The sequence below is a fragment of the Desulfovibrio sp. 1214_IL3152 genome, assembly GCF_036763055.1.
GTDB lineage: Bacteria > Desulfobacterota > Desulfovibrionia > Desulfovibrionales > Desulfovibrionaceae > Desulfovibrio.
Genome location: NZ_JBAIYW010000172.1, coordinates 1 through 3,042 on the forward strand (window position 1 = coordinate 1; position 3,042 = coordinate 3,042).

The 3,042-nt window shown below is 56.5% G+C and carries 3 protein-coding genes; all 3 read left to right on the top strand.

Features of this window, described 5'->3' with window-relative positions:
- The first annotated feature begins 187 nt into the window (after window positions 1-187).
- Window positions 188-508, top strand: a complete 321-nt coding sequence (locus V6C07_RS03610) for a thioredoxin family protein (protein ID WP_333535006.1) — start codon at window positions 188-190, stop codon at window positions 506-508.
- A 111-nt stretch (window positions 509-619) separates the two neighbouring features.
- Window positions 620-1,096 carry a glycine/sarcosine/betaine reductase complex selenoprotein A gene (grdA, locus tag V6C07_RS03615; RefSeq protein ID WP_333535007.1) on the top strand — a complete coding sequence of 159 codons (477 nt, stop codon included), beginning with the start codon at window positions 620-622 and terminating at the stop codon, window positions 1,094-1,096.
- 644 nt (window positions 1,097-1,740) lie between these two features.
- A partial coding sequence (locus V6C07_RS03620) for a methyl-accepting chemotaxis protein (protein ID WP_333535008.1) occupies window positions 1,741-3,042 on the top strand: 1,302 nt, incomplete at its 3' end.

A 3,042-nucleotide genomic window follows, 5' to 3' on the forward strand; every position in this document is an offset into this window, starting at 1 on the left:
TGGGCTGCACCGGCCCTGTGGTGAAACTGGCTTCGGCCCGTCTGGAGGCCGCGCGCAACATACTGGCGGACGCCGGTTACCTTTGATCCTCCGGCAGGCGGGTCGCCCTGGGCCGGAGCCGTCCGGCACAGGCCCCGGCCCGCCTTTACCCATAAAGTTTCAATCAGCCGCAAGCAAAGCGAGGTGCATGATGATTATTGTCGACAAGGAAAACTTTGAAGCCGAAGTGCAGCAGAGCGCCATGCCCTGCGTGGTGGACCTGTGGGGCCCGCAGTGCGGTCCCTGCCTGGCCCTTATGCCCGCTGTGGAAGAGCTGGCCGCAGCCTATGAAGGCAAGGTCAAGTTCTGCAAGCTCAATGTGGCGGAAAACCGCCGCCTGGTCATCAGCCTGCGCGTCATGGCCGTGCCCACCATCCTGTTTTACAAGGGTGGCGAGTGCGTGGCCCGCCTGAATGGCGATGCCGTGTCCATTGAGTCCATCAAGGCCGAGACGGACAAGCTGCTGTAACAGTTTCGCGTCAGGGCGGGCCGCTACGGCCTGCCCGGCGCCTGGATGGGGATGACGGGCCGCCGCATTGGCCCGTATTGACACAACGCCCATAATCTCAAGGAGTATGTAATGGGTAAGCTAACAGGCAAGAAGCTTCTGCTGCTTGGTGAAAGGGACGGCGTACCCGGCCCGGCCATGGCGGATGTCTTTGCGAATTCGGGCGCGGAAATATTGTTTTCCGCCACCGAATGCTTTGTCTGAACGGCCGCAGGGGCCATGGATCTGGAAAATCAGCAGCGCGTCAAGGACGCGGCTGAGAAGTTTGGTGGCGAGAACGTTGTGGTGATTCTCGGCTCTTCCGACCCTGAAGGGGCGGAAATATATGCCGAAACCGTCACCATGGGCGACCCCACCTTCGCCGGACCCTTGGCCGGAGTCCCGTTGGGACTCTGCGTGTATCACATTCTTGAACCGGAAATTAAGGACGAAGCCGATCCCGCCAAGTGGGAAGAGCAGATCAGCATGATGGAAATGGTCCTTAACGTGGACGCGCTGGTGGCGTCCGTAAGCAAGATGCGTGAAGCCAACAGCAAGTTTAGCCTTTAGAGCAGACTAACTTTGAGAATGTATTTTCTCAAAGTTTAAGACACGCTCGCTTCGATGCTTAACCGCGCAAGTAAATAGCTCGCTGTCTTCGCGGCAGGCGTTGGCGAGCCTGCGAGCCTTACGAATGGCGACAGTGGTTGTGTGGAAACAAAGCGCTCGTTACACATGGTGTCTGCAAGCGTAGTTTCCCGCGTTACAACTCCTGAAGCATCCGTAACTTCCTTTGTCGTAACGGCTGAAGCTGCGCTTGCATCTTTGCGGCGGGCGGCTGCCGCCGGACACAGGGACGGTTCGGAATGAAAACGCATGAAAACAGGACTCCGCCTGCCGGGAAACCGAGGGCGGAGTCCTTCGTTTGTGCTATAATCGGCCAGAAAAAATGGAAATTGCAGGTATAAAGGTGTAGCGGACAGGAGTGTTTCATAAGTGATATTTATAACAATTATGGTAAATTATCTCTTTGATTGCGCCCTATAGCTTGCATAAATTTTGCCGATATGTTTCCGTGGGAGATCAGATAATTCGCGAAGCTTCACGGCCGAGACATGCCGCCGTATGACTTTCTTTGACCACTGCAGTAATGCAGAGAATATATAATTGCATGCAGGAAAGAACTGTTCAACTCTCAGCCAAGCAGTGTTACTATGAATTCATTTTCTTTGCGCGGAAAGTTTATTTTGACGATCACCATAGGTGCTGTGGCCCTTGCCGCCATGTTCGCCTTTTCTCTTGACGCCGTATCCACCCTTGACCGCTCGTTTTTACAGATGCGGAATGTGGATGTGGTGGGCAAGATCACCAGCCTTGAAATCGGGAAGGACATCAACTATGTGAGCCGCCTTACCCGTGATGCCATGCTGGGCGGCAACATTGAAAAAGATATCAAACAGCAGGGTGAAATAGCCAAGCGCAACGAAGAGCGCTTTCAGCAGCTTGCCGCCATGCCTTTCAGCAAAGAGGAAAAAAAGATTATTGATGAGGCCCGCACGGCCGCCATCAACTTTATCGCCAATGGCCGCGATGTGCTTTTGCCGCTACAGTCTGTTCCCGCTGACCAACGCTACATGGCCTATAAAGAATACGCCAAGATGGTCACCCCCTACGCCATGGCCTACCGCGATCAGGGCGGCCTGTTTGACAAGGCCATGAACTCCCGTTTTGACGCCGCCATGCAGCAGATGCAGGAACAGCTTGACCACAGCCGCACCACCATGTGGATAATCCTGGCTGTTTCCATGCTGGCTATTTACGGCGTGGGCTTTGCCTCCACCAGCCGCGACCTTGATGTCATGCGTGAGTGCATTGCCTTTGCCGGCGAGCTGGGGTCTGACGGCCTTACACGCAGGCTCGACATGAGCAAACGGTCTTCCATCACTCCCCTGGTCAGGGCTTTGAACGCCACGGCGGACAATCTGGACAACTTCAGGGCCGAAACGCGCAAGGCCGCAGCCGAGGCGCAAAAAGAGCGCGATGAGGCCCATGGCTTCATGCTTCAGGCCCAGGCCGCCAAGGAAGAAGCCGAAAAGGCCAAGGTTGAGGGCATGCTGTATGCCGCAAACCGGCTTGAAACCGTGGTGCAGACGCTCAACGCCACCACGGACAATCTTTCCAGCCTTATTCACAACGCCAATGACGGGACCACACGCCAGGCCGACCGCATGCGCGAAACAGCTTCGGCCATGGAGCAGATGAACGCCTCCATGCTTGAGGTGGCCCAAAGCTCTTCCCACGCGGCAGGCACGGCCGATCAGGCCAGGGGCAAGGCGCAGGACGGCTCGACCTCGGTTACGGCGCTGCTTGACAATATCCGCGAGGTGCAGCAGCAGGCCGGAGAAATGAAAGACGGCATGGCCGGTCTTGGGGTTCAGGCCGAGGCCATCGGCAAGGTGCTGAACGTCATTGCCGACATTGCCGATCAGACCAACCTGCTGGCCCTTAACGCGGCC